This window comes from Kitasatospora sp. NPDC088861 (genome assembly GCF_044750105.1).
In the GTDB taxonomy this organism is placed as follows: Bacteria; Actinomycetota; Actinomycetes; order Streptomycetales; family Streptomycetaceae; genus Kitasatospora.
The window spans coordinates 108,181-128,191 of sequence record NZ_JBIVJF010000017.1; the positions used below are offsets into that span (position 1 = coordinate 108,181).

Genomic DNA, 20,011 nt, shown 5'->3' on the forward strand with positions numbered 1-20,011 from the left:
CTCGTCCTTCCTTGCCCGAGGAGCAGCCCCATGCCCGCCACACCCCTCCAGCTGACCGCTCGCGCCCTCCTCCTGGACATGGACGGCACCCTGGTCAACTCCGACGCCGTGGTGGAGCGCTGCTGGCACCGCTGGGCCGAGCAGCACGGACTCGACCCCGTCGCCGTGCTGGCCGTCGCCCACGGCCGCCAGGGCCACGCGACGATGGCCGAACTGCTGCCCGACCGCCCGGTGGAACTCAACCTCGCCGACAACCGGCGGATGCTCGCCGCCGAGCGCGCCGACACCGACGGCGTCGTCCCGATCCCCGGCGCGGGCACCTTCCTCGCCGCCCTGGACGGCCTGCCGCACGCCCTGGTCACCTCCGCCGACGAACCGCTCGCCCGGGTCCGGATGGGCGCCGCCGGCCTGCCGATGCCGCCCGTCCTGGTGACCGCCGAGTCCGTCGGCGCCAGCAAGCCCGACCCGGAGGGCTTCCTCAAGGGCGCCGCCGCCCTCGGCTTCGCCCCCGCCGACTGCCTCGCCTTCGAGGACTCCGACGCCGGCATCACGGCCGCCCGCGCCGCCGGCATCCGCGTCGTCGGCATCGGCCCCCGCGCCGCCGCCCACCGGCCGGACGCCCACGCCGACACCCTCGACGACGTCACCGTGACCACCGCACCGGACGGCACCCTGACCGTCACCGTCCGCCCCTGACCGGGGCGGCGACCCGGTCACCCTTGTCACCGCACGAGTCAGACGTAGGAGTCGAGCCATGAAGACGACGACCTACTCGGACTCCCGCGCGCACTACGCCGAGGTGCTGAACGCGGTCACGGACGACCGCGAGGAGGTCGTGATCACTCGCGCCGGACACGAACCGGTGGTCACAGTCTCACTGGAGGACCACCAGCCCCTCAAGGAGACCGCCTACCTGCTGCGCAGCCGCACGGTGACACGGAAGGGGCCGGGCTCGACAGAGCCCGGCCCCTTCCGGTCCGCACATTCGACCAACCGGTCAACTCGCGGCAAGCAGACGGCTACACGTTGAAGCGGAACTCCACCACGTCGCCGTCCTGCATGATGTATTCCTTGCCCTCGATGCGGGCCTTGCCCTTGGAGCGGGCCTCGGCGATGGAGCCGGTCTCGACCAGGTCGGCGAAGGAGATCACCTCGGCCTTGATGAAGCCCTTCTGGAAGTCGGTGTGGATGACTCCGGCGGCCTCGGGGGCGGTGGCGCCCTTCTTGATGGTCCAGGCGCGGGTCTCCTTGGGGCCTGCGGTGAGGTAGGTCTGCAGGCCGAGGGTGTCGAAGCCGACCCGGGCGAGGGTGGCGAGGCCGGGCTCCTCCTGGCCCATCGACTGGAGCAGCTCCAGGGCCTCGGCGTCGTCGAGCTCGATCAGCTCGGACTCGATCTTGGCGTTGAGGAAGATCGCCTCGGCCGGGGCGACCAGCTCGCGCTGGACGTTCTTGAAGTCCTCGTCGGCCAGCTCGGCCTCGTCCACGTTGAAGACGTAGAGGAAGGGCTTCGCGGTCAGCAGGTGGAGGTCGCGGATCGGGGTGGTGTCGAAGCCGGCCTCGAAGAGGGTCTTGCCGGTCTCCAGGACCGCCTGCGCGGCCTCGGCGGCGGCCAGCACGGGGGCGGTCTCCTTCTTCAGGCGCGCCTCCTTCTGGAGCCGCGGCAGGACCTTCTCGACGGTCTGGAGGTCGGCCAGGATCAGCTCGGTGTGGATGGTCTCGATGTCGTCCTTGGGCGACACCTTGCCGTCCACGTGCACCACGTCCGGGTCGGTGAAGGCGCGCACGACCTGGCAGATCGCGTCCGACTCGCGGATGTTGGCGAGGAACTTGTTGCCCAGTCCCTCGCCCTCGCTGGCGCCGCGCACGATGCCGGCGATGTCGACGAAGTCGACGGTGGCCGGGAGGATCCGCTGGGAGCCGAAGATCTCGGCGAGCTTGGCCAGCCGCGTGTCCGGGACGCCGACGACGCCGACGTTCGGCTCGATGGTGGCGAACGGGTAGTTGGCCGCCAGCACGTCGTTCTTGGTCAGGGCGTTGAACAGGGTCGACTTGCCGACGTTCGGCAGGCCGACGATTCCGATCGTGAGCGACATGAAGCGCAGTCCCGTGGGCTTGGAGGAGTTGGGTCGGCCCCGTGCGGGCCGACCCCCAAGTCTACGGGCAGCGCCTCACGCCCCGGTCGCCGCCGGGAGGGGCTCCAGGAACTCCGGCCGGCCGCCCGGGCGGCTGGGCCGGACAGGTCAGGCCGCTGAACGACGATCACATCAGCCCTCCGCCAGGAGACACGGGGCAAGACCTGAACGGTCCATTACACAGTGTGGCGATGATCGGACCGTACGTTGGGCGGGTGGAGCAGAGCATCCGTACCCAGCCGCCAGGGCCCAGACGCCGACCGCCGAACGGCGCGGCCGGGGCCGCCGTCCCCGGGCCCGGCCGGGCTCCCGAGACCGCCGGAGCCCCCGCCGCCGCCCCCGCCGCCCGGCTACGCCCGGTAGCCGGGCCGCCCGCCGCCACCACCGCCCGCCCGGTCACCCCCAGGCTGCGGTTGCGGCTGCCGCTGCGCGGACGCGCCGAGGCCCCGCTGTACGGGCGGCGCCGGACCGGACGGCCGACCCGGCTGACCGCCATCGGCACGGGCGTGGCCGCCGTGCTGGCGACCCTCGCCGTCGCGGGCCTGGACCGGCTGCTGTTCGACGGCCTCGGCTGGCTGTTCGGCCTCGGCTACCTGGCCGTCTGCTTCCAGCTGGCCGTCCGGGTGCGCTACGTCGACCTGCTGGCCGCACCGATCAGCGGGCCGATCGCCTTCGCGCTGGCGCTGCTGCTGCTCGGGCCGGTCACCTCCTCGGGCGTCACCGCCCAGGTGGTGGCGTTGGCGACCGGGCTGGCGCTGCGGGCCGGCTGGCTGTTCTCCGGCACCGGGCTGGCCGCGCTGATCGTGCTCGCCCGGTTCGTGGCCCAGCGCCGGATCCAGCGCTCCCGCTGAGCGGTGCCTCGGGCGGGCGGCCTCAGCCCGCCGCCCGGGCCGCCGCCATGGCGGCGCCGACGATGCCCGCGTCGTTGCGCAGCTCGGCCGGCACCACCCGCGCCTCCCGCTCCCGCAGCAGCGGCAGGAACTTCTCGTGCTTGCGGCTCACCCCGCCGCCGATCACGACCAGCTGCGGCGAGAACAGCATCTCGACCAGGTCCAGGTACTCGTCGACCCGCCCGGCCCACTGCTCCCAGGTCAGCCCGTGCCGTTCCTTGGCGGCCGAGGAGGCCCGGCGCTCGGCGTCCTTGCCGCGCAGTTCCAGGTGGCCCAGCTCGGTGTTGGGCACCAGCACGCCGTCCACGAAGAGCGCGCTGCCGATGCCGGTGCCGAAGGTGAGCACCAGCACCACGCCCGACTGGTCGCGCCCGGCGCCGTGCACGGTCTCGGCGAGCCCGGCCGCGTCGGCGTCGTTGAGCACGGTCGCGGGCAGGTCGAGCGCCTCGCGGAACAGGCCCGCGGCGTCCAGGCCGATCCAGCCCTTGTCCACGTTGGCGGCGGTTCTGGTCCGGCCGCCGACCACCACGCCGGGGAAGGTGAGCCCGACCGGGCCCTGGTGGTCGAACTGGCGGACCACCTCGCGGACGGCGCCGACCACGGCCTCGGGGGCGGACGGCTGCGGGGTGAGCACCTTGTACCGCTCCTGGGCCAGCACGCCCCGGGCGAGGTCGACCGGGGCGCCCTTGATGCCCGAACCGCCGATGTCCACGCCGAATACCGCCGCCATCACGTCCACCCTCCGCCGGGGCCGCGGACCGCTTGTCCACAGCCTGTGCACAAAACTACGAGAGGGCACGGGTGGACGCACAGCAGAAAACCCGGCAACCCCGAGGGGGTGCCGGGCTCTGCGCGAAAGGACCCGGGAGCGGTCCCGGGACCGGCCCTACAGCTTGCCCGCCGCCTCGGCGCGCAGGTCGCGGCGCAGCTCCTTGGGCAGCGAGAAGGTCAGGTGCTCCTCGGCGGTCTTGACCGTCTCGACCGTGTCGTAGCCGCGCGCGGCCAGCCACTCCAGCACGCCCTCGACCAGGATCTCCGGGACGGAGGCGCCGCTGGTCAGGCCGACCGTGCCGACGCCCTCCAGCCAGGCCTCCTGGAGCTCCTCGGCGAAGTCCACCAGGTGGGCGGCCTTGGCGCCGTACTCCAGGCCGACCTCGACCAGGCGGACGGAGTTGGAGGAGTTCTTGGAGCCGACCACGATCAGCAGGTCGGTCTCGGGGGCCATCTGCTTGACCGCGACCTGGCGGTTCTGGGTGGCGTAGCAGATGTCGTCGCTGGGCGGGCTGACCAGCGCCGGGAAGCGCTTCTTCAGCTCGCCGACGGTGGCCATGGTCTCGTCCACCGACAGGGTGGTCTGGGACAGCCAGACGACCCTGGACTCGTCCCGGACCCGCACGTTGGCGACGTCCTCGGCGCCGTCCACCAGGTGGATCCGGTCCGGGGCCTCGCCCATCGTCCCGACGACCTCCTCGTGGCCCTCGTGGCCCACCAGCAGGATGTCGAAGCCCTCGTCGGCGAAGCGCACGGCCTCCTTGTGCACCTTGGTGACCAGCGGGCAGGTGGCGTCGATGGTGGCCAGCCGGCCGGCCTTCGCCTCGTCGTGGACGGACGGCGCGACGCCGTGCGCGGAGAAGACCACGATCGAGCCCTCGGGCACCTCCTCCGTCTCGTCGACGAAGATCGCGCCCTTCTTCTCCAGGGTCTGCACCACGTACTTGTTGTGGACGATCTGCTTGCGGACGTAGATGGGCGCCCCGTACTGCTCCAGGGCCTTCTCCACGGCGATCACGGCGCGGTCTACACCCGCGCAGTAGCCCCGGGGGGCGGCGAGCAGGACACGGCGCGGCGCGGTGTTGGACATGGCTCCATCGTACGGGCGGCGCCGAGCCGCGCCGACGGGAGGCGCTTTCCGGACAGACCCGGTCGCCGGTGCTCAAATGTGGTGTCTATGAGCTCTGCGAACGGGCAAACGGAACCGGGCGGCCTGCGCCGCAGCCTGAGCGTCCGCGACCTGATGGTCTACGGCCTGCTGTTCATCGCCCCGATGGCGCCGGTCGGCGTGTTCGGCGTCCTGGACGCCAGGAGCCACGGCGCCGTCGCCACCGTCTACCTGGCCGCGACCGTCGCGATGGGCTTCACCGCCTTCTCGTACGCCCAGATGGTGCGCGCGGTGCCGCAGACCGGCTCGGTTTTCGCCTACGCGCGGGCCGGGCTGGGCGAGGGGCCCGGGTTCATCGCCGGCTGGATGGCGATGCTCGACTACCTGCTGATCCCGGCGGTCGCCTACCTGTTCTCCGGGATCGCGCTGAACTCGCTGGTGCCCGGGGTCTCCCGCTGGGTCTGGACGGCGCTCGCGGTGGTGCTGACCACCGCGCTCAACCTGATCGGCGTACGGACGGCGGCCGTGGTCGGTTTCGCGGTGCTCGCCCTGGAGATCGCGGTGCTGGCGGTGTTCGTCGCCGCGGCCGTGGTGGCGCTGCTCCAGGGCGGCGCCCGGCGCGGCTGGGACACCCCGTTCACCGCCGTCGGCGCCTTCTCGCTGACCGCGGTGATCTCGGCCGTGTCCGTCGCGGTGCTCTCCTACCTGGGCTTCGACGCGATCGCCACCTTCGTCGAGGAGGCGGTCGGCGCCTCGGCGGCGGTGGCCCGGGCCGTGCTCTGGTGCCTGGCACTGGCCGGGGTGCTGTTCGTCGCCCAGACCTACCTGGCGGCACTGCTGGAACCCCTGGGCCCGCAGCAGCTGGCGGCCGACCCGGCGGCGCAGGGCTCGGCCTTCTACGACACGGTGGAGAGCGGGGTCGGGCACTGGCTGCACGTCCTGGTGGCGGCCAGCAAGGCGATCGGCGCGGCCTTCGCGGCGCTGGCCGGGCAGGCGGCGGCCGGGCGGCTGGTCTACGCGATGGGCCGGGAGGGGCGGCTGCCGCGCGTCCTCGGCACGGTCGACCCGGCCACCGCGGTGCCGCGCCGGGCGCTGCTGGCGGCCGCGGTGATCACGATGGCCGCGGCGGTCTGGGCGGCCGACCGGGACGACGGGCTGGACCAGCTGACCTCGGTGGTCAACGTCGGCGCGCTGACCGCCTTCGCGCTGCTGCACGCCTCGGTGATCGGCTGGTACACGGTGCGGCACGGCTCCCGGGACCGGGTGCGGCACCTGCTCGTCCCGGCCCTGGGGATCGTGGTGATCGCGGCGGTGGTCTACGAGGCCTCGACGACCGCGCAGCTCGTCGGGCTGATCTGGCTGGCGGTCGGGCTGGTGGTGCTGGGCGTCCAGGGCTCCCCCGCTCCGGGCGGCCCTGTCGGCGGGCGCCGCTAGCCTCGCGTACACGGCCGACACCAGCTCCCCGGACAGGCCCTAACCTCGTACGCATGGCCAACACCAGCTCCCCCGAAGCCCCGATCCCGGTCGGCAAGGTCTCCGCGCTGATCGGTGGCTGGATCGACCGGCTCGGCGCGGTCTGGGTGGAGGGGCAGATCACCCAGCTCAGCCGCCGGCCGGGGGCGGGCGTGGTGTTCCTGACCCTGCGCGACCCGCAGGCGGACGTGTCGCTCACGGTGACCTGCTTCCGCTCGGTGTTCGACCAGGTCGCGGAGGTGGTGCAGGAGGGCGCGCGGGTCGTCGTGCACGCCAAGCCGGAGTGGTACGCGGCGCGCGGGCAGCTGTCGCTGCGGGCCTCGGAGATCCGGCCGGTCGGGCTGGGCGAGCTGCTGGCCCGGCTGGAGCAGCTGAAGCGGCGGCTCGCCGGGGAGGGCCTGTTCGCGGCCGAGCGCAAGCGCCCGCTGCCGTTCCTGCCGCAGTGCGTCGGGCTGGTCACCGGGCGCGGCTCGGCGGCCGAGCGGGACGTGCTGGAGAACGCCCGGCGGCGCTGGCCGGCCGTCCGCTTCGAGGTGCGCAACGTCCCGGTGCAGGGGGTCAGCGCGGTGGAGCGGGTGAGCGCGGCCGTCCGGGAGCTGGACGAGCACCCCGAGGTGGACGTGATCATCGTGGCCCGCGGCGGTGGCAGCGTCGAGGACCTGCTGCCGTTCTCGGACGAGGGGCTGGTGCGGCTGGTCGCGGACGCCCGTACGCCGGTGGTCAGCGCGATCGGCCACGAGCCGGACCAGCCGCTGCTGGACTTCGTCGCCGACCTGCGCGCCTCCACCCCGACCGACGCCGCCAAACGGGTGGTTCCGGACGTCGGCGAGGAGCTGGCCAAGGTCCGCCTGCTGCGGGACCGTGCCCGGCGGCACGTCCTCGGCCGGGTCGAGCGCGAGCAGCACGGGCTGGACGGCGTGCGCAGCCGCCCCGCGCTGGCCGCTCCGCACCGGATGCTGGACGGGCGCGGCCAGGAGGTCACCGCGCTGCTGGAGCGGGCCCGGCGCACCCTGCGGCACCGGCTGGACCACGCGCAGAGCGACCTCGGGCACACCCTCGCCCGGGTGGTCGCGCTGTCCCCGGCGGCCACCCTGGAGCGCGGCTACGCGGTGCTCCAGCGGACGGACGGCACGGTGGTGACCGACCCGGCGCAGGTCACGGCCGGCGAGGGGCTGCGCGCCCGGGTCGCGGGCGGGGCCTTCGACGTCGCGGTGGCGGACGGCCAGGGCTCGTAGGAACGCCCGGCGTCGCGGTGGCGGACGGCCAGGGCTCGTAGGATCGCCCGGCGTCACGGTGGACGACGGTCAGGCCTCGTAGGAGCGCTGCCGGGAGAGTGCGCGGGAGTGCTCGCCGAAGCCGAGGCTGCGGTAGAGCGCCTCGCCGCCACTGCTGGCGTGCAGGTCGATCCGGCCGACCCGCTGGTCGTCGAACCAGTCCAGCAGCGCCTCGGTGCAGGCCCGGGCGTAGCCGCGCAGCCGGTGGCCGGGGTCGGTGCAGATGTTGAAGACGAAGCCGAACCGGCCGTCCGGGTTTCCCGGCGCGGGCAGCCGGTGCTCCAGCGTGCCGACCGCGCAGGCGGCGAGCCGGCCGGGCCGCCGCGGATCGTCCACCACGAAGGACGGCATGGTCAGTTCCCCGGCCGGGGCGGCGAGGCGCTCGCGCAGTATCCGCTCGGCGGTGGCCTGCCAGGGCCCCGGCCCGGTCAGGCCGGCCATGCTGGGCATCGCCTCGAACATCAGGTTGCGCAGCCGGACGAGCTCGGAGGCGTCGGCCGGGGCGGCGGGTCGGACCGTGATCATGCGGCGGAGGGTAGCGCCGCCGGCCGGCCGGTTGCATCCGATTTCGCCGCTGCCTTCGCCCGCCGCCTTCGCCCTGCCGCTTTCACCCCGCCACGGCCGTTGTGTCGGTGCTGCGCGGGCTCTGTCGGCTCCAGCCCCTACGCTGGCACGCATGGCAGAGCAGCAGGAGCAGCAGGACGCGGCGGCACCGACCCCGGACGACGCGCTGGGCTACGAGCACGCCCGGGACGCGCTGCTGGAGGTGGTCCGGCAGCTGGAGAACGGCGGGACGTCGCTGGAGGAGTCGCTGGCGCTGTGGGAGCGCGGCGAGCAGCTGGCGAAGGTGTGCCAGCGCTGGCTGGACGGCGCCCGGGCCCGGCTGGACGCGGCGCTGGCCGCCGAGGAGGACGGGGCCGCGGGCGGGCAGTGACGCGGCTCACAGTAGGCCGGGGAATCGTTGAAACTTCATCCATGTTGAGATGGTCTGACCGGCCACGGCCGGTCAATCCGACGAACCCCCTCCCGCATGAGGTGCAGACAAGCATGACCACCGACGCCCTGGTACTCGACGCCGCCGCTCAGGACCTGCTGTTCCGCGAGGCCCGCACCGCGAACACCTTCACCGACGAGCCGGTGACCGAGGAGCAGGTCCAGGCCATCTACGAGCTGGTCAAGTACGGCCCGACCGCCTTCAACCAGCAGCCGCTGCGCGTCGTCCTGGTCCGCTCGACCGAGGGCCGCGAGCGCCTCGTCCAGCACCTGGCGGACGGCAACAAGGCCAAGACCAGCACCGCCCCGCTGGTCGCCATCCTCGCCGCGGACAACGAGTTCCACGAGGAGCTGCCGACCCAGTTCCCGCACTTCCCGCAGGCCAAGGACGTGTTCTTCTCCGAGCGCACCGTCCGCGAGCGCTCCGCCTCGCTGAACGGCGCGCTGCAGGCCGCCTACTTCATCATCGGCGTGCGCGCCGCCGGCCTGGCCGCCGGCCCGATGACCGGCTACGACGCCGAGGGCATCAACAAGGAGTTCTTCGGCGACGGCGAGCACTCGGTGCTGGCCGTGGTCAACATCGGCAAGCCGGGCGACGACGCGTGGTTCCCGCGCTCGCCGCGCCTGGAGTACGACCAGGTCGTCACCACGGTCTGATCCACCGCACGCGCGAGGGCCCGCACCGGTTCGTCCGGTGCGGGCCCTCTCCGTATGCGCACGGGGGCGTTCGGGGTCGTACGGGCGCGTCCGCGGGGCGTTCGCGGGGGCGTACGGAGCTGTTCCCCCCGGGGCGACCCGGGGGCACGGGCTACTTGAGCGCCTGGGCCAGCTCGGCCAGTTCCTCGTAGGAGGCGGTGCCGGTGAGCACGGTGGTCGCGTCACCGGTCTGCACGGTCAGGGCGCGGGACTTCTCGCCCTGCACCCGCTCCCAGGTGCGCCCGGCGACCTCCGAGGTGCCGTCCGGCTTGCCGCCCGCGATCTTGTCGGCCAGCAGCGCGTCGCGGGGGACGTCGCTCTGCTCGACCGCCGCGTACTGGCCGGACGGCGTGACGAAGCCCAGGTGCCAGGCGTTGCCCTTGCCCTTGCTGATCGCGGCCGGCTGGTAGCCGACCGAGGTGGCCCGCCACTGGTCGGACAGCCCGTCCGGGGAGAGCAGCGGGTACGGCGCGCCGCGCTTCGCGGAGGCCGCCGCCACCTTGTACTCGACCACGTGCACCGGGTCGCTGTTCGCGTCGTGCGGAAGGAACAGGTACCCGATCCAGACCACGGCGCCGACCGCCAGCATCGACAGGACCATGTCCCGTACGGTCTCCCGGCCCCTCATGCGTTTGCTCTCTCCAGCCACCCCCACATGGTGACTCATCCCTACGGCGGTACGGCCACCCGGGGTGCCCGCGTACGGGTGAAGCGGGACGAACCGACCTGGTCGGGCGCCGGGTGGCGACCCGCGCCACAGACAGTCATCTCATAGGCAGATACGATCGCAGGACCCTCACCACGGCGTTCGACCAGGCAGTAGTCGGGCGCTTACTGGCCGTCGCGTACAGAGAGGTAACGACGATGACCACGCAGTACCCGAACCACCTTCCCAGCGCCCTGGAGGTCGCGCCCGAGGCTCCGGACCGGAACCTCGCGCTCGAACTCGTCCGGGTCACCGAGGCGGCCGCGATGGCCGCCGGCCGGTGGGTCGGCCGTGGCGACAAGAACGGCGCGGACGGCGCCGCCGTCAAGGCGATGCGCACCCTCGTCTCGACCGTCTCGATGAACGGCGTGGTCGTCATCGGGGAGGGCGAGAAGGACGAAGCCCCGATGCTCTACAACGGCGAGCGGGTCGGCGACGGCACCGGCGCCGAGTGCGACGTCGCGGTCGACCCGGTCGACGGCACCACGCTCACCGCCAAGGGCATGAACAACGCCGTCGCCGTCCTGGCCGTCGCCGACCGCGGCACCATGTTCGACCCCAGCGCCGTGTTCTACATGGACAAGCTGGTGGCCGGCCCCGAGGCCGCCGAGTTCGTCGACATCACCGCCCCCGCGGCCGTCAACATCCGCCGGGTCGCCAAGGCCAAGGGCAGCGCCGTCGAGGACGTCACCGTCGTCGTCCTCGACCGCCCGCGCCACGACGGCCTGGTCCGGGAGATCCGCGAAGCGGGCGCCCGGATCAAGTTCATCTCCGACGGCGACGTGGCCGGCGCCATCATGGCCGCCCGCGAGGGCACCGGCGTCGACCTGCTGATGGGCATCGGCGGCACCCCCGAGGGCATCATCGCGGCCTGCGCCATGAAGTGCATGGGCGGCGTCATCCAGGGCCGGCTGTGGCCCAAGGACGACGCCGAGCGGCAGAAGGCCCTCGACGCCGGCCACGACCTGGACCGGGTGCTCACCACCGACGACCTGGTCAGCGGCGAGAACGTGTTCTTCGTCGCCACCGGCATCACCGACGGCGAGCTGCTGCGCGGCGTGCACTACCGCCAGGAGACCGCCACCACCAGCTCGCTGGTGATGCGCTCCAAGAGCGGCACGATCCGCGAGATCAACTCCGTCCACAAGCTGTCGAAGCTGCGGGCCTACAGCGCGATCGACTTCGACCGCGCCAACTGACACCGGGCGACCGCACCCGCGGCCTCGGCGGAATCCCCCTCCGCCGAGGCCGCGGCGCGTCCGGCCCGGGGCACACCCGGAGCCCCGTCAGCCCGCTATCCGCCGCTGCCCCGCGACCACCCGGGTCGCCTCGCGCAGCTCCGACTCCCGGCGGCGGCGACGGGCCAGCACCACCCGGCGCTCGGCGGCCGTCAGCCCGCCCCAGACCCCGTACGGCTCCGGCTGCGCCAGCGCGTGCTCGCGGCACTCCAGCAGCACCGGACACCGGGCGCACACCTGCTTCGCCTGCTCCTCGCGCGACAGCCGGGCCGCCGTCGGCTCCTTCGAGGGCGCGAAGAACAGCCCCACCTCGTCCCGCCGGCAGGCCGCGCCGGTGTGCCAGGGGCTGTCCTCGCCCGAGGACGCGCCCTGGGCGGCGGTCTGGGGGCCCTGGCCGCCCGGGGGGTGCGGCTGCGGACTGCGCTCCAGCAACTGCGCGGCGGCGACGGGCGAGGTGGTGCGGGACTCGATCGGATGCAGCACGGCCGTACTCCTGACGAGACTCTCGGACACGGGGAAGCTCGCTCCCCTGCCCGGCTGCGAGCCCCCGCTGTCCAACCCCGAGTCGGCCGCTGGGCCGCCTCCGGTGCGCAGCCGTACAAGAAGCGATGTGCGGAAGGAACTACCCCGCCCGCCCGCGATTCATGCACACTGCACGCAATCGACTACGGAGCGCACCGGAGACAACGCGGAACGCCCGGCCGGGAGTTGATCCCCGGCCGGGCGTTCGACCCGCCAACCCCGACTACTCGGTGCCGAGTTGCTTGCGCACCCACTCCTTGAGCTTCTTGCCCCGGCGCGGCTTGGCCTCGCAACCGCCGAACACCGCGACGCCCTTGACCCGGACCACCGGCGCGTACGGGTCCGCCGCCGTCTGCTCCTTGACGTCGAATCCGCCGAAGATGCCGACGCCGCCGCCGTGCAGGCTCACGTTCTCCGGCACCCGGATCTCGACGCCGCCGAACAGCGCCGTCACCTCGATCTCCACCTCGGGCGACTCGAAGACGGCGTCGGTCAGGTCGATCTCCACCCCGCCGAACGCCGCGAACGCCTTCAGGTGCGACCCCACCCGCCAGCGGCCCTTGCGGGACGAGCCGCCGAAGATCGCCACCATCGACGGCGACTCCTGGCGGGCGGGCGGCAGCGCCGGCGTCACCGCCCGCGGCGCCGGGGCCTCCAGCGGCGGCTTCTCGAACGACAGCGGCCGGTGGCCCGGCAGGTCCCTGGTCAGCGGCACCAGATCGCCGAAGGTCTTGGCGGCGTACGCGGCCCCGATCCGGTCCGCGTGCTCGTCCGCGTCCAGCCGGCCCTCGGCGTAGGCGTCCCGCAGCAGCTCCGCGATCCGCTCGCGGTCGGCGTCCGACACCCGCATCTCCGCCTGCGCCACCGGGGCGTGCGACGGCTGGGTCTGCTGCTCCGGCAGCGGCCGGAGTTGCGGCTGCGGCTCGGGCCGGCTCTCGGGCTTGGTCATCGGTACGGGCGCCGGCACGGACGGCTGCCCCGGATCGTCCTGCGACGGCGAGTTGTCCACGGCCCAAGACTAGTCGCTCGTACGTGCGGCCGAGTGAGCCCGGTCACGCAGGCTGCCCTGTCCGCGTGCGACGCGGAGCCGGGTCCTACCCTTGAGGGTGCTTCGCCGACGCAGCCGGACCACTGGAAACCTAAGGACCGCCCCCATGGCTCCCACGCCAGACTTCGAGTACAGCGACCTGCTCCCCCTGGGCGCTGACCCGACCCCGTACCGCAAGCTGACCTCCGAGGGTGTCTCCACCTTCGAGGCCGGCGGTCGCACCTTCCTCCAGGTCGAGCCCGAGGCGCTGCGGCTGCTCACCGCCGAGGCGATGCACGACATCTCGCACTACCTGCGCCCCGCCCACCTCGCCCAGCTGCGCCGCATCCTGGACGACCCGGAGGCCAGCCCGAACGACCGCTTCGTCGCGCTCGACCTGCTGAAGAACGTCAACATCTCGGCCGGCGGCATCCTGCCGATGTGCCAGGACACCGGCACCGCCATCGTCATGGGCAAGCGCGGCCAGAACGTGCTCACCGAGGGCGGCGACGAGTCGGCCATCGCGCGCGGCGTCTTCGACGCGTACACCAAGCTCAACCTGCGCTACTCCCAGATGGCCCCGGTGACCATGTGGGACGAGAAGAACACCGGCAACAACCTGCCGGCCCAGATCGAGCTGTACGCCACCGACGGCGGCGCGTACAAGTTCCTCTTCATGGCCAAGGGCGGCGGCTCCGCCAACAAGTCGTACCTGTACCAGGAGACCAAGGCCATCCTGAACGAGGCGAGCATGCTCTCGTTCCTGGAGCAGAAGATCCGCTCCCTCGGCACCGCCGCCTGCCCGCCGTACCACCTGGCGATCGTGATCGGCGGCACCAGCGCCGAGTTCGCGCTCAAGACCGCCAAGTACGCGTCCGCGCACTACCTGGACAACCTGCCGACCTCCGGCGACGCCAAGACCGGCCACGGCTTCCGCGACCTGGAGCTGGAGGCGAAGGTCACCGAGCTGACCCAGAAGATCGGCATCGGCGCCCAGTTCGGCGGCAAGTACTTCTGCCACGACGTGCGGGTCGTCCGCCTGCCGCGCCACGGCGCCTCGCTGCCGGTCGCCATGGCCGTCTCCTGCTCCGCCGACCGCCAGGCGCTCGGCAAGATCACCGCCGAGGGCGTCTTCCTGGAGCAGTTGGAGACCGATCCGGCCAAGTACCTGCCGGACACCACCGACGAGCACCTGGACGACGACGTCGTGCGCGTCGACCTCGACCAGCCGATGTCCGCGATCCGCGCCGAGCTGTCCAAGTACCCGGTCAAGACCCGGCTCTCGCTCACCGGCACCCTGGTCGTCGCCCGCGACATCGCCCACGCCAAGATCAAGGAGCGCCTGGACGCCGGCGAGGGCATGCCCAAGTACCTCCAGGACCACCCCGTCTACTACGCCGGCCCGGCCAAGACCCCCGAGGGCTACGCCTCCGGCTCCTTCGGCCCCACCACCGCCGGCCGGATGGACTCCTACGTCGACCAGTTCCAGGCCGCCGGCGGCTCCATGGTCATGCTCGCCAAGGGCAACCGCAGCAAGCAGGTCACCGACGCCTGCGCCGCCCACGGCGGCTTCTACCTCGGCTCCATCGGCGGCCCCGCCGCCCGTCTCGCCCAGGACTGCATCAAGAAGGTCGAGGTCCTGGAGTACGCCGAGCTCGGCATGGAGGCCGTCTGGCGCATCGAGGTCGAGGACTTCCCGGCCTTCATCGTGGTCGACGACAAGGGCAACGACTTCTTCCGCGAGACCACCGAGGGCCCGCTGATCACCAGCCTCCGGGTCCGCTCCAAGGAGTAGCCGCGCCGCGTTCGTCAACCGCCCCGGCCGCGTCCGTCGCGACCGGGGCGGCCGCGTTGCGCGTGCTCACGCGTCGAAGTCGTACTCCAGGACGTAGGAGGCGGCGTCGAGGATCATCTCGTTGAGCTCGACGACCTGGCCGTCGTCGGCGAAGGCGGTGCGGCAGATCAGGATGACCGGGGTGCCCGCCGACAGCTCCAGGCGGGCGGCCTCGTCCGCGCCGGGCATCCGGGAGCGGACCTCCTCGCGGAAGTGGACGGGCTTCGCGCCGATCTCGGCCAGCCGGGCGTAGGTGCCGCCCGGGCCGGTGTCCTCGCGGGTGATGGCCGTACCGGCGACCAGGCCGGCCGGCAGGTAGGAGGTCGACAGCAGCACCGGCTTGCCGTCCAGCACGAAGCGGCGGTGCCGTACGCACATCGACGCGCCCGGATCCACTCCCAGCACCCGGGCGACGTGCTCCGGCGCGCCCCGTTCGGTGACGGACACCTGGTCGACCACCAGCAGGCGGTTGTCGATGTCCGCCGACCATATGGACCGGCCCGAGCCCCACTGCCCCTGCGCCAGCCGCTGGATCCCGCGCCGGCGCAGCGGCCGGAAGTCCCGGACGAAGACCCCCGCTCCCCGGCGCGCCTCGGCGATGCCCTCGCTCTGCAGCACGCCGAGCGCCTGGCGGGCGGTCATCCGGGCCACGCCGTACTCGTCCATGAGGTCGTTCTCGCCCGGCAGCCGGTCACCCGCGCGGTACCGGCCGTCGTCGATGGCCGCCTTCAGCGTGTCGGCGATCCGTTGGTACTTGGGCTGTTTGTCGCCACTGCTGCCGGTCATCGCCGCTCCCTCTCCCTCGGACAAATCGTAGGCGCGCCCACGGCCGACGGTAAGCCGATACGACCATTGACATCTCTAGAGATATTAGCTTCTCTAGAGATGCTGGGTAGTCGCCGAGCACCACACACACGGACAGCGACCAGGGCGCGGCCCCCACCCGGCGCCGCACCCGCACCAGAACAGCGAGGAGCAGTGCGGTGAGCACCCGTCAGCGCGACTCCGCGGCCTACCGGCCGCACGTGGGTGAACTCGTCCTCGACCGGAGGACCGGACGCACCGGCATCTACATGGACACCATCGGCGGGGAGCACTACCTGCGCCCCGAGGGCGGCGGCCGCGAATGGACCGCCGAACCCGGACGGGTCTCGCCCGTTCCCAGGCCCCGCGATTCAGCCGAATACGATCTTCCGCGCTAATTGCGGCAAAAAGCACGCAAACAGCAACATTCCCACCCGCAATCCCCCCGAGTGAATCCGGAATTCCGGAACGCCCCGCACCCACCGTCGGGCACGTTACGGATATCACCGGTCACCATGAGTGCATCACGGGCGGGATTCGGCCACCGGGCGGGCACCGGTGCCGAATGGAGCACGCCCAAAACCCACAGCGCCCCCGTGCCCGGACCGGGACACGGGGGGCACGGGGCCTTCGGCCGGACCGGCTTACGGGTGGCCGGAGATCATGCCTTCCGGCTCGTACCGCTTGCCCGGCCCGACCGTGGCCGGCGCGACGGGCTCCACCACGTGCGCGGCCTCGTCCCCGAACAGGTCGTTCTCTATCGCCGCCTTCTGCGCGTCGGACGGCGCGGTGTACTCGGTCGTGTTCGAGGACGCGGCCACCGCGCCCTCGACAGCCTCGCCCGCCTCCACAGCGACGGCCGGGACATCCGTCGTCGCCGCGTTCTCGGGCGCCGAAGCCACCGGGGTCTCGCTCTGGTCGTTGGCCATTGGGCGGCCGCCTTTCGGTCATCAAATGTGTCTCGCCCGACCTCCGTGGCACGGGCGTGCGGACAGTATCGTAGGGTTGATTAAATGTCCGATAAACATCGCGCGGCTTGCGCTGCCGCCCGGCAGAGTCGGGCGTCCGCCTAAGCTGAAGCACCACGGCGGACCGCCGAGCGCCCTTTCACGGAATCGACACCACAGGCCATCGGGGGACTTTCATGGAGTTTCGGGAGACGCCGCAGACCCCTGCGCTGCGCTTCCAAGTCCTCGGTCCGGTCCAGGCCTGGCTCGACGGCAAGCCCCTTTCCCTCGGATCTCCCCAGCAACAGGCAGTTCTGACCACCCTTCTGCTGCATTCCGGACGCCCGGTCACCACGCAGGACCTGGTCGACGCACTCTGGGGCGAGCGGCACCCGGCCCAGGCGGTGGCGGCACTGCGCACCTACGTCTCCCGCCTGCGCTCCGTCATCGAGCCCCGGCGGGAGGTACGCCGGCCCTCCGAACTGCTGATCTCGGTCGCCGACGGCTACGCGCTGCGCATCCCCGGCGAGGCCCTCGACCTGACGGTCTTCGAACGGCTCTGCGCCGAGGCCGCGGCCGCCCGGGCCTCGGGCGACAAGCACGAGGCGCACCGGCTGCTGGCGCGGGCGCTGGACCTGTTCAGCGGCCGGCCGCTCACCGGCATCCCCGGCCCCTACGCCGACACCCAGCGGCTGCGGCTCGCCGAACGGCAGGTGGCCGCCGCCGAGGAGCTGTGCGCCGTCGCCCTCGACATCGGCCTGCACGCCGAGATCGTCGGCGAGCTGAACGGCCTGACGGCCGAACACCCGCTGCGCGAGCGCCTGAGCGAGCTGCTGATGCTGGCGCTGTACCGCTGCGGGCGCCAGGCCGAGGCGCTCGGCGTCTACACCGACACCCGCAAGCTGCTGATCGAGGAGCTCGGGGTCGAACCCGGAGCCGGCCTGTCCGCGATGCACGCCCGCATCCTGGCGGCGGACCCGACACTCGCCCTCCCGGCCGTACCCACCCCGGCGAGCCGTGAGGACGGTCCGGCCGCTCCCCCGGCGCCCGCCCAACTCCCGGCCGACGTATCGGACTTCAGCGGCCGAACCGACCTGGTGAGCGACCTCTCGACGGTCCTGATGAACGCCACCGGCCAGGCCGTGGTGGTGACTTCGCTGGCCGGTATCGGCGGGGTCGGGAAGACCACCCTCGCCGTCCACGTCGCCCACCGCGTCCGCGGCGAGTTCCCGGACGGGCAGCTGTACGTCGACCTGCGCGGCGCCGGCACCTCGCCGGCCGACCCGGTGGCCGTCCTGGGCGACTTCCTGCACGCGCTCGGCGTCACCGACAGCCCCGACTCGCTCGAACAGCGCGCCGCCCTCTACCGGTCGCTGCTCGCCAGCCGGCGGATGCTCATCCTGCTCGACAACGCGCGCGACGCCGAGCAGATCCGACCGCTGATCCCCGGCGTCTCCGGCTGCGCCGTGCTCGCCACCAGCCGCTCCCGGCTGGCCGGCATCCCGGGTGCACAGTTGTTCGACGTCGAGGAGCTGACCCCGAACGAAGCGCTGGCGCTGTTCTCGGCCATCGTCGGCGAGCAGCGGGTCGCCGCCGAACCGGAGGCGGCCATGCAGGTGGTCACCGCCTGCGGGTTCCTGCCGCTCGCCGTCCGCATCGCCGCCGCCCGGCTGGCCAGCCGTCCGCGCTGGAGCGTCTCCGACCTGGCCAGACGGTTAGCCGACCAGCGGCGGCGACTGGACGAACTCCAGCTCGGCAACCTCGCCGTGGAGACCACCATCGGACTCGGCTACGGGCAGCTCTCGACGGACGAGGCCCGTGCCTTTCGGCTGCTCGCCCTGATCGACTCCCCGGACATCCCGCTGCCCGCCGCCGCGGCGCTGCTCGGCGCGAACGAGTACACCGCCGAGGACCTCGCCGAGGCGCTGGTCGAGGCGAACATGCTGGAGTGCTTCACCCCCGGCCGCTACCGCTACCACGACCTGCTCCGGCTCTACGCCCAGCGGCAGAACGAGCGGATCGGGGACACCACGGAGCAGGAGCGGGCGGTGCTGCGCCTGCTCGACCTGCTGATCCCGACCGTCCGCAACGCGGCCCAGGTGATCGAGCCCGACGACCAGCTCCCGGAACCGCTCAACCCCCTGGGCTCGTCAGGCCTGGATCTGCCGACGAGCCGGGACGCCCGGCAGTGGCTGCGGACGGAGATCACCTTCCTGCTCAGCGCCGTCGAGGCGGCCGTGCGAGGACCGGACTTCGTGCTGCGCCCGGCCGTCGACCTGCTGATCGTCCTGAACAGCCTGGTCAGGGATCCCACGCACGGCTCGCGGATGCGCCGGTTCCTGGTGACCGCCGAGCGCAACGCCGCCGCCTACGGAGACGCTGCCGCCCTGGCCCGGGTGCACTTCGCCTTCGGCACGCTGCAGTCGATCACCAATGACTTCCAGGGCGCCGAACAGTCGCTCCGCAAGAGCCTGACCCTCCAGCGCTCCGACGACATGACGATCCTGCGGTCGGCGGCGAGCAACGACCTGGGGATCATCCTCAGCCTGACGAACCGCCCCGCCGAAGCCATCCCGCTCTTCGAGCAGGCCCTCGGCATCAGCCGGGTGGTCCGCGTTCCGATCAACGAGGCCCGGCTGCTCGGCAACATGGCGCGGGCACAGCTCAAGCTGGGCGACACCGAGACCGCTGTCCGCTCGGTCATCGAGGCGGTGGCGACGGCCCGGACGTCGAGGAACGGTCCCTGCCTCGCCGACACCCTGTACCAGACCGGTGTGGTGCTCGCCTCCACCGACGAGCCGAGGGCGGCGGTGGGCTACCTGCGAGAGGCTCACCAGCTGTTCCAGGCCCAGCAGAATCCGCTCTGGGAGGGCTACACCCTCGCCCGCCTGGCCTCCGCCCTGCTCGCCGCCGGACAGCACACCGAGGCGGCCGAAGCGGCCGACGAGTCGCTCGTGATCGCCCAGGAACTGGACTCCGCCTACTGCCAGGGCCTCGCGAACGCCACCCTCGGCGAGTCGCTGCTCGCCCTGGCCCAGCCGGCCCGCGGACTCGCCTGCCTGCGCGAGGCGCACGCGATCTTCACGCGGCTCGGTGTGCCGGAGGCCTCCCCCGTGGCGGACCTCATCTCCCAACAGCACACCGAGCCTCCCCCATCTTCCCCAGCGCCGTAGGTCTCCGCCCCCCGGCAGAGCCCCTACCCCCGTTGTGCGCGTCGGCGCCCCCGCAGCCCCCCGGCTGCGGGAGCGCCCTCAACGCTTCCCCGGCGCTGGACTCCACTCTGCACCCCGGCGATTGACGTTCGATAAACGCCCGACGGCCGGCCCTCGCCCCGGCGAAACCGCAGGTCAGCCGTTCCACCACGGCGCGCCATGCGGCGCGCGGAGCCCGCGCGCACCACCCCCGCCCGCACCGTCGTGCTTCCGCAACCCCGTCCACACCGGCCCAAGCATGACGAGTTGGCTGGAAAGGGACCCCATGGCGCAGAGATCACGCATATTCTCAGATGCCAGTACACACACGAGTGTCTGCCGGCAACGTGTGGGCCGGCGAGGCAGGACGGGCGCCGGGGCGGACGGCATCCCGCTCCCGTGCGG

20 protein-coding genes are annotated in these 20,011 nt (G+C 72.6%); 11 read left to right on the forward strand and 9 right to left on the reverse strand.

Going from position 1 to position 20,011, the window contains the following annotated elements; translation table 11 throughout:
• Nucleotides 1-30: 30 nt before the first annotated feature.
• Nucleotides 31-696 carry an HAD-IA family hydrolase gene (locus ACIP37_RS25500; protein ID WP_400809819.1) on the forward strand — a complete coding sequence of 222 codons (666 nt, stop codon included), beginning with the start codon at nt 31-33 and terminating at the stop codon, nt 694-696.
• Nucleotides 697-754: 58 nt separating this feature from the next.
• Complete coding sequence (locus ACIP37_RS25505) at nt 755-1,030, forward strand: type II toxin-antitoxin system Phd/YefM family antitoxin (protein WP_363629568.1); 276 nt, start codon at nt 755-757, stop codon at nt 1,028-1,030.
• Here the strand turns inward: ACIP37_RS25505 and ychF are convergent.
• A complete protein-coding gene (gene ychF / locus ACIP37_RS25510; RefSeq protein ID WP_363621373.1) occupies nt 1,020-2,093 on the reverse strand; it encodes a redox-regulated ATPase YchF in 1,074 nt (357 codons plus the stop codon). The genes ACIP37_RS25505 and ychF overlap by 11 nt on opposite strands.
• 254 nt (nt 2,094-2,347) lie before the next feature.
• Here ychF and ACIP37_RS25515 point away from each other — a divergent pair, with 254 nt between their 5' ends.
• Complete coding sequence (locus ACIP37_RS25515; RefSeq protein WP_400809816.1) at nt 2,348-2,983, forward strand: DUF6542 domain-containing protein; 636 nt, start codon at nt 2,348-2,350, stop codon at nt 2,981-2,983.
• Between the two features lie 22 nt (nt 2,984-3,005).
• On the opposite strand, the gene ppgK is transcribed toward ACIP37_RS25515, so the two are convergent.
• Together ppgK and ACIP37_RS25525 are read right to left on the reverse strand one after the other, a co-directional pair.
• A complete protein-coding gene (gene ppgK / locus ACIP37_RS25520) occupies nt 3,006-3,752 on the reverse strand; it encodes a polyphosphate--glucose phosphotransferase (RefSeq protein WP_400809815.1) in 747 nt (248 codons plus the stop codon).
• Nucleotides 3,753-3,908: 156 nt separating this feature from the next.
• Nucleotides 3,909-4,883 (reverse strand): 4-hydroxy-3-methylbut-2-enyl diphosphate reductase, encoded by a 975-nt coding sequence (locus tag ACIP37_RS25525; RefSeq protein ID WP_363585438.1) that lies wholly within the window; start codon nt 4,881-4,883, stop codon nt 3,909-3,911.
• Nucleotides 4,884-4,970: 87 nt separating this feature from the next.
• Here ACIP37_RS25525 and ACIP37_RS25530 point away from each other — a divergent pair, with 87 nt between their 5' ends.
• Both ACIP37_RS25530 and xseA read left to right on the forward strand, forming a co-directional pair.
• Nucleotides 4,971-6,335, forward strand: coding sequence for an APC family permease (locus tag ACIP37_RS25530; protein ID WP_400809813.1), 1,365 nt, complete (start codon nt 4,971-4,973; stop codon nt 6,333-6,335).
• A gap of 53 nt (nt 6,336-6,388) precedes the next feature.
• Complete coding sequence (gene xseA / locus ACIP37_RS25535; protein WP_363629572.1) at nt 6,389-7,609, forward strand: exodeoxyribonuclease VII large subunit; 1,221 nt, start codon at nt 6,389-6,391, stop codon at nt 7,607-7,609.
• 69 nt (nt 7,610-7,678) lie between these two features.
• Here xseA and ACIP37_RS25540 read toward each other — a convergent pair whose 3' ends face one another.
• Nucleotides 7,679-8,173, reverse strand: coding sequence for a GNAT family N-acetyltransferase (locus ACIP37_RS25540; RefSeq protein WP_363585441.1), 495 nt, complete (start codon nt 8,171-8,173; stop codon nt 7,679-7,681).
• A 151-nt stretch (nt 8,174-8,324) separates the two neighbouring features.
• Between ACIP37_RS25540 and ACIP37_RS25545 the strand changes: the two genes are divergently transcribed.
• On the forward strand, nt 8,325-8,582 hold the full coding sequence (locus ACIP37_RS25545) for an exodeoxyribonuclease VII small subunit (protein WP_363585442.1): 258 nt from the start codon (nt 8,325-8,327) through the stop codon (nt 8,580-8,582).
• 113 nt (nt 8,583-8,695) lie between these two features.
• Nucleotides 8,696-9,298 carry a malonic semialdehyde reductase gene (locus ACIP37_RS25550; protein ID WP_363585443.1) on the forward strand — a complete coding sequence of 201 codons (603 nt, stop codon included), beginning with the start codon at nt 8,696-8,698 and terminating at the stop codon, nt 9,296-9,298.
• Between the two features lie 151 nt (nt 9,299-9,449).
• Here the strand turns inward: ACIP37_RS25550 and ACIP37_RS25555 are convergent, their stop codons facing one another.
• Entirely contained in the window at nt 9,450-10,004 is a 555-nt protein-coding gene (locus tag ACIP37_RS25555; protein ID WP_363629574.1) for a DUF4245 domain-containing protein, read from the reverse strand.
• 197 nt (nt 10,005-10,201) lie between these two features.
• On the opposite strand from ACIP37_RS25555, the gene glpX reads away from it, so the two are divergent.
• Nucleotides 10,202-11,242, forward strand: coding sequence for a class II fructose-bisphosphatase (gene glpX / locus ACIP37_RS25560; RefSeq protein ID WP_063347979.1), 1,041 nt, complete (start codon nt 10,202-10,204; stop codon nt 11,240-11,242).
• 87 nt (nt 11,243-11,329) lie between these two features.
• On the opposite strand, the gene ACIP37_RS25565 is transcribed toward glpX, so the two are convergent.
• Both ACIP37_RS25565 and ACIP37_RS25570 read right to left on the reverse strand, forming a co-directional pair.
• The gene (locus ACIP37_RS25565) at nt 11,330-11,713 is read right to left on the reverse strand and encodes a WhiB family transcriptional regulator (RefSeq protein ID WP_371522692.1); all 384 of its coding nucleotides are present in this window, start codon (nt 11,711-11,713) and stop codon (nt 11,330-11,332) included.
• Between the two features lie 313 nt (nt 11,714-12,026).
• Nucleotides 12,027-12,812 carry a DUF1707 domain-containing protein gene (locus tag ACIP37_RS25570; protein ID WP_363585444.1) on the reverse strand — a complete coding sequence of 262 codons (786 nt, stop codon included), beginning with the start codon at nt 12,810-12,812 and terminating at the stop codon, nt 12,027-12,029.
• A gap of 145 nt (nt 12,813-12,957) precedes the next feature.
• On the opposite strand from ACIP37_RS25570, the gene ACIP37_RS25575 reads away from it, so the two are divergent.
• A complete protein-coding gene (locus tag ACIP37_RS25575; protein ID WP_063347981.1) occupies nt 12,958-14,625 on the forward strand; it encodes a fumarate hydratase in 1,668 nt (555 codons plus the stop codon).
• Nucleotides 14,626-14,691: 66 nt separating this feature from the next.
• Here the strand turns inward: ACIP37_RS25575 and ACIP37_RS25580 are convergent, their stop codons facing one another.
• Nucleotides 14,692-15,450: a GntR family transcriptional regulator gene (locus ACIP37_RS25580; protein WP_363585445.1), complete on the reverse strand. Its 759-nt coding sequence runs from the start codon at nt 15,448-15,450 to the stop codon at nt 14,692-14,694.
• Nucleotides 15,451-15,647: 197 nt separating this feature from the next.
• On the opposite strand from ACIP37_RS25580, the gene ACIP37_RS25585 reads away from it, so the two are divergent.
• Nucleotides 15,648-15,866, forward strand: coding sequence for a hypothetical protein (locus tag ACIP37_RS25585; RefSeq protein ID WP_363585446.1), 219 nt, complete (start codon nt 15,648-15,650; stop codon nt 15,864-15,866).
• A 246-nt stretch (nt 15,867-16,112) separates the two neighbouring features.
• On the opposite strand, the gene ACIP37_RS25590 is transcribed toward ACIP37_RS25585, so the two are convergent.
• Nucleotides 16,113-16,397, reverse strand: a complete 285-nt coding sequence (locus ACIP37_RS25590) for a hypothetical protein (RefSeq protein ID WP_363629576.1) — start codon at nt 16,395-16,397, stop codon at nt 16,113-16,115.
• A 215-nt stretch (nt 16,398-16,612) separates the two neighbouring features.
• Here ACIP37_RS25590 and ACIP37_RS25595 point away from each other — a divergent pair, with 215 nt between their 5' ends.
• Nucleotides 16,613-19,588 (forward strand): AfsR/SARP family transcriptional regulator, encoded by a 2,976-nt coding sequence (locus ACIP37_RS25595; RefSeq protein WP_400844573.1) that lies wholly within the window; start codon nt 16,613-16,615, stop codon nt 19,586-19,588.
• Nucleotides 19,589-20,011: the final 423 nt, after the last annotated feature.